The sequence below is a fragment of the Methylomonas subterranea genome, assembly GCF_024505185.1.
GTDB classification, from domain to species: Bacteria; Pseudomonadota; Gammaproteobacteria; order Methylococcales; family Methylomonadaceae; genus Methylomonas; species Methylomonas subterranea.
In genome coordinates this window covers 1-5,648 of sequence record NZ_JANIBJ010000072.1, presented here as the reverse complement: position 1 = coordinate 5,648, position 5,648 = coordinate 1, and the positions used below count along the sequence as shown (strand labels likewise).

General features: G+C 46.8%; 8 protein-coding genes. 7 read left to right on the top strand and 1 reads right to left on the bottom strand.

The window, feature by feature from the left end:
- Positions 1-796 (top strand): RHS repeat-associated core domain-containing protein (locus tag NP590_RS20525; RefSeq protein WP_305888751.1); only part of this gene is annotated, 796 nt, incomplete at its 5' end.
- Complete coding sequence (locus NP590_RS20160; RefSeq protein WP_256604538.1) at positions 793-1,347, top strand: hypothetical protein; 555 nt, start codon at positions 793-795, stop codon at positions 1,345-1,347. The genes NP590_RS20525 and NP590_RS20160, both read left to right, overlap by 4 nt.
- Positions 1,348-1,403: 56 nt before the next feature.
- Here NP590_RS20160 and NP590_RS20155 read toward each other — a convergent pair whose 3' ends face one another.
- Positions 1,404-1,565: a hypothetical protein gene (locus NP590_RS20155; protein WP_256604537.1), complete on the bottom strand. Its 162-nt coding sequence runs from the start codon at positions 1,563-1,565 to the stop codon at positions 1,404-1,406.
- A gap of 94 nt (positions 1,566-1,659) precedes the next feature.
- Here NP590_RS20155 and NP590_RS20150 point away from each other — a divergent pair, with 94 nt between their 5' ends.
- The 5 genes from NP590_RS20150 to NP590_RS20130 all read left to right on the top strand — a co-directional run bounded on the left by NP590_RS20150 (position 1,660) and on the right by NP590_RS20130 (position 5,569).
- Positions 1,660-1,869 (top strand): hypothetical protein, encoded by a 210-nt coding sequence (locus NP590_RS20150; RefSeq protein ID WP_256604536.1) that lies wholly within the window; start codon positions 1,660-1,662, stop codon positions 1,867-1,869.
- Positions 1,850-2,416 (top strand): hypothetical protein, encoded by a 567-nt coding sequence (locus NP590_RS20145; protein WP_256604535.1) that lies wholly within the window; start codon positions 1,850-1,852, stop codon positions 2,414-2,416. Before NP590_RS20150 ends, NP590_RS20145 begins: the two co-directional genes overlap by 20 nt.
- Positions 2,417-2,438: 22 nt before the next feature.
- Positions 2,439-2,906 (top strand): RHS repeat-associated core domain-containing protein, encoded by a 468-nt coding sequence (locus tag NP590_RS20140; protein WP_256604534.1) that lies wholly within the window; start codon positions 2,439-2,441, stop codon positions 2,904-2,906.
- A gap of 11 nt (positions 2,907-2,917) precedes the next feature.
- Positions 2,918-3,184: a hypothetical protein gene (locus NP590_RS20135; protein WP_256604533.1), complete on the top strand. Its 267-nt coding sequence runs from the start codon at positions 2,918-2,920 to the stop codon at positions 3,182-3,184.
- Positions 3,185-3,439: 255 nt separating this feature from the next.
- A complete protein-coding gene (locus tag NP590_RS20130) occupies positions 3,440-5,569 on the top strand; it encodes an RHS repeat-associated core domain-containing protein (protein ID WP_256604532.1) in 2,130 nt (709 codons plus the stop codon).
- Positions 5,570-5,648 lie beyond the last annotated feature (79 nt).

The window sequence follows — 5,648 nt, the reverse complement described above, 5'->3', positions numbered from 1 at the left end:
ACCCTTGGCTCGGGTTGATTATCGGGACTACGACTATTACGGCGACGTCGCCAACTGGAATGTCGTGTATTACCACAACAACCCGATTGGCACACCGATCAAAACCAGCAACCATTTAGGACAAATCAGCTGGAGCGCCCAACTCGACCCGTTCGGCAAAGCCACGCCGGTTAACCCAGCCATCACCCAAAACCTGCGCTTCCCCGGCCAATACTACGACCAGGAAACCGGCTTACATTACAATATGGCGCGGTATTACGATCCGGCTATCGGGCGCTATCTTCAAAGCGATCCGATTGGGTTGAGTGGCGGCATTAATACTTACACCTATGTTCGGAATAACCCAGTAAACCGCATTGATCCACTTGGGCTCTATGACACCTTGAACTGTTCAGTATCTCAGTGCGCACAAATTGCTGATGCAGTTGCTGCTGCACAGAATGCAGCTAATCAACAAGGTATTGGAAACGAAGTATCCAAAACGCTGGATAACACAACATTCCAATGCCGAAAACCTGATAAGGCCAAGAATTACTGTGCGGCAAATAATGACCCAACTATTTATTTAAGAAATGCATTTAATGCGAAAAAATGCGGGCCATTAGAGTCAACAGTTTTGCATGAGGTATCTCACTCCGCACCTCTAAATTATTCTGAGATGGATGCTTTTCTTCTGGAAAATAAGGCTTTCGGAACCTCGATTCCAACACCAGAACAGCTTCAGTCCGATTATCCGAACTTATCGCCGGAGCAAATACAATACTATCGCAACCAAACCAATGGGGTATTTAAGTGATAAAAATATTCTTAATGGTTTTGTGTTTTTTAATATCAGGCAACGCTCATTCAAAGTATCCCTACGAGTCCTTACAACATGCTGTAAATCGTGCTGTTAAGCAGACTGATACAGTTTTTGTTGGCAGGATATTGGAAAAAAGAGAAATTGATCGCGGACTTATAGTCGGAACCGGAGCAAAGCATATAGGCATGCTTGAAGTCGAAGTTATAAAAAAATATAGAGGGCGGGTTATAGAAAATGAAAAGCGTTTGGTTTGTACTTGGTTTGATAGAACTGAACACGATTTTAACTTTAGAATCGGCCAAGAACTTATTTTCTTTGGAATTGATACGGGTTTAAATATTCAATTACCAAGCACCTATCGATATATCAGGGCTTCGACCGGCATTGAAAAAGAGCTTTCTAAAGCCTTGAAATTAAGAAGCAAACCAATTAAGGATTGGAATTTGATATTTGAAATAGTTGAGGCAAGTGACAATGTAACTAGAAATGCCTGTAATGAACCTGATGCTTGGCAGTTGCAAACGCAGGACGGCAAAGGGAAGTAACCTTGAATGTATTGGCGGAACCTTTCCCGGTTCCGCCATGCCCGAAGGCCACCGGCCTACATCCGCAAGGACGGCCCTTGCTGCCCTCTGTCCACCACCACGGTTCGAACCTTACCCGCCGGGTTGCCGGTCTCCAAAGGTCTTTCATCGCTAACGAAAGCATCCTGTCCCAAGCGTTGCCATTTCTCTTGCTCCAGGGCCTCGATCTCGCGTTGCAACCCTTCTTTTTTTATCCCTAAGAGAGCGTTGTCAGCCGTGAGGTTGGCGAAACGCGATAAGGTGCGCAGCAGACTGCATAGGTTGTGCCGAGCTATGCGAGGCGCAACGGTCGCGACAGATGCGCCTCCTTACGTCGGCACATCCTATCGGCTATCGTTTGATGAGGCGGATGCCTATTTGTTTGAAGCGATCGCCTTTGATAAGAAACCAGAATTTACGCCAGATCAATTCAATAAAGTCTATGACGTAAGTGAGCAATTAAAGACAAAATATAGGGAAATGTATGAACGCAATTTCAGGTAAACATTATTATTTATTTATAAGTATTGTTTTACTATTTTCTTGTGTTGCACAAGCTGATTATAACGACTTTTTAGAGACAATTAGATCATCGATTGTCCCTGAGTCGGATACCATTTTTTTGGGAAAAAAGGCAGGATACAAAACAATAGAAAATGGGTATATAACTGATTCTGGTGAGGTATTGTCAATTGCCATCATTCAAGTAGAGGTCGTAAAGCCGCTTAAAGGAAAGATTAAGGCAGGGGAAAAACATTTAGTATGCACATGGTTTATCCCTGGCGGGGGGAGTTCTAAGGCGTATGGCTTTAGCTACGGAAAAGACAATGATGAAATAACCATCTTAGGAATAGCAACAGAATACAATATACAGTTGCCTCAATTTCGCTATCACTTGATTGGCGGATTTGATATTGAGCCTATAATTAAGGAAGGTTTAAAACTCCCTGAAAAACCTAATGAAGATAAATCTCGCATTTTGACAACTTTTTCCGAACCTAGAGATAAAATTATTAGAAACGCATGCAATGAAGCTAATTCTTGGCCTTAACAACTAAAAAAAGGGAGAATATTTGGGGGGCATTAATACCTACACCTATGTTTCAAACAATCCGTTACGGTATATCGATCCTTACGGTTTAGCTCAGTTCGGATATAGGCCCTTGGGTGATGGAAACAATAGTTTTTCTCCCGGTGATGTTCCAAACGGTTCATCTAACCTTCAGAAGGCTCATGAGCAACTATGGTTCGACGACTATCCTAATGATAATGTCGGATTTTTTGCTGGCGATGGAAGTGGCTTAGGTCCGAAGCTTTGCGGTGAAACCGGTGACGTTCGTTCTGATCGTAATCATAAGCGCGAACAATATTCGTTTTTTGGCCCAGTCTATGACGATGAGTTGATGAGACAGGCGCTTAAAAACATAGAGCCGCAGTGGTCTGACCAATCCTATTGTCTTGCTGGACAAAATTGCCAAGACTTCGCCGATGCTTTAAGGGGCGAATACAATAAGCTCCTAAATTCACAGCCACGCCATTGAAGGTGAAAGCCATGAATATATTTACTTATATTTGGTTGAGCCTAATTATTCTTTGGCCTATCGTATTCAATATACTTGAACACTTTGACCCAAATAGGGGGCTGATATGGTTTTACTTACAGCAGCTTTATTACTGGCCGCTTGGTTCTTGGTTAAAAGAACCATTTTTCCAGCCTGATAGTGAAGTTGGTTTTTTTGTAAAGCCTTTGGGGCGTATAGCTACAGCCAGCATTTATCTCTTGATACTGTTTGGGTGGAAAGTGCTAAGGAAGAAATAACGACGACATGGGGGCATTAATACCTACACCTATGTTTATAACAATCCCCTTCGATACACCGATCCTCAAGGGTTAGCTGTTCCAGCAATACTTGCTGCCTGTGCCGCTAATCCTGCTTGTGATGCCGCTGTTGGGCTACGGGGTCAGGTCTTGCAATCAAGCAAACATGATCTATCCTAACACCCATGGCAAGACCACTCAGATTAGAATTAACGCGATAAGGTGCGCAGCAGACTGCATAGGTTGTGCCGAGCTATGCGAGGCGCAACGGTCGCGACAGATGCGCCTCCTTACGTCGGCACATCCTATCGGCGCACCTTATCGCGTTACGACGCCCTGGACAGGCTGGTACAAGTCACCGACGCCAACAACCACGGCACCGTTTACAGCTACAACGGCCTCGGCGACCTCACGCAACTGGACAGTCCCAACACCGGCATCAGCCAATACAGCTACGACAATGCCGGCAATCTGGCGCAAAAAATCGCTGCCGGCGGCGTCACCGCCACTTACCAATACGATGCCCTCAATCGCTTGCTGAGCATCGATTACTCCTACACCTTGGCCGATGTGGTCAATAGCTACGACGGCACGGCCCAAGGCTTGGCCGGCCAAATTGGCCGGCTGACCGGCACCCGCAGCGGCGACATGGAAACCCGGCAGCAATTCGATTTGCGCGGCAACCTGACGGCACATACCGTTTACGATCATTACAGCGAGAGCACCGTCAGTGCCGAACAATATGCCTACAACGGCGACGGTCAAATCACCGAGACCCACCTCACCGGCATCATGCAATTTGCCGACCGCAACATTCAAGCGCTATACGATGCCGCCGGCCAAACCCGTCAAGTGCGGGCGGTCGAAAACGGTGTCGTCAGTGTGCTGGCGGACAACGTTGCGCACCTGCCGTTCGGTCCGCTACAAAGTCTGGAATACGGCAATGGCTTGAGCATGAGCCGAAGTTACGACGCCGACTACCGCCTGAGCGCAGAAACCGCTGGCGGCGTGTTCATGCAAGACTACCAATACGACTTGGCCGGCAATCTCAGTATTCAAAGCGACGACACCGGCACGACTAAACAGGAAACCTACACTTATGACGCACTGGGCCGCCTGACCGGCGCGTTGGGCAGCAATCTGAGCTACCAAGCGCAAAATTACGCCTACGACGCCGTCGGTAACCGCACCGGCCTGGATGTCGACAGCGTCCATACCGGTTACCAATATGATTTGGCCAGCCAAAAACTGATCAGCATCGAGCGCAACGGCAACAGGACGTGGTACACGACCGATCAACAGGGCAACATCATCGAAGGCCAGGGGCGCAGGGCGAGTTACAGCACGGACCAACGCGTAGAGAGGCTGAGACTACCTCGCCTGGCATTTTACGACTACGACACCTTAGGCCGCCGCATTCGCAAACTCACCCAAGGGGAATTCAGTCAATACGGTTACGACAGCGAACACCGGCTGCTCAGCGAAACCGGTTACTTAAAAGCATTTAACAACCTTGGCCGTCACCACTACGTCTACCTGGACGGTCAACCGCTGGTCCGCATAGACGAAAGCCAAGGCCAGCGCGAAATCCGCTATTACCACGACAACCACCTCGGCGCGCCGCTGAAACTGACGAATCAACAGGGGCAAATAATCTGGGCCGTCGACTACGACCCCTTCGGCAAAGCCACGGTTACCCATGCCGGCACGGTACAAAACCTGCGTCTGCCCGGCCAATACTATGACTGGGAAAGCGGCTGGCATTACAATATGCAGCGGTATTACGATCCGGGGATTGGGCGGTATCTCCAAAGCGACCCGATTGGGTTGAGTGGGGGCGTTAATACTTACACCTATGTTCAGAACAATCCAATAAATAACATTGATCCTTCTGGATTAGATACGGCTGTTATTATTAATGGGCCGACGTCGGGTAATCCATTTGGGCATACAGCGATTGCAACAACAGGGCGTGGTGTATATAGCTTTGGAACTCATGACGAGCTAGGAAGCGATTTAACTGATTATTTGGCTAAAATGGCTCCTGATAGAAATACAAATGTAATAATTATCAACACTACACAAGATCAAGAAGCAGCAATTAATTCCTATTTATCAAGTCAACTAACAAATTTGCCTCCTTGGATATTAGGTGTCGTACCCAATCCGCTTGACACTTGCGCTACTCGAACAAGTAATGCGCTTAGCGCTGGCGGAATGCCTGACCCATACACTGCAGGCCCTTCCTTTCCGACTGATGTAGTTGGACAAGCGGGATTATGGCAACAGATACAAGGAGGAAATACAGTTAATATTCCGAGGAACAGCACTTCAATTCCTAGTCAATTAAATCAATTTAATTCTTCGTCTAGTGCACGCAAATAATGAATAAATTTCTATGATGAATTATTTTTCAATATTTTTTTTATGCATGGCTTTACTAACTACAGTCTCATGTAAATAA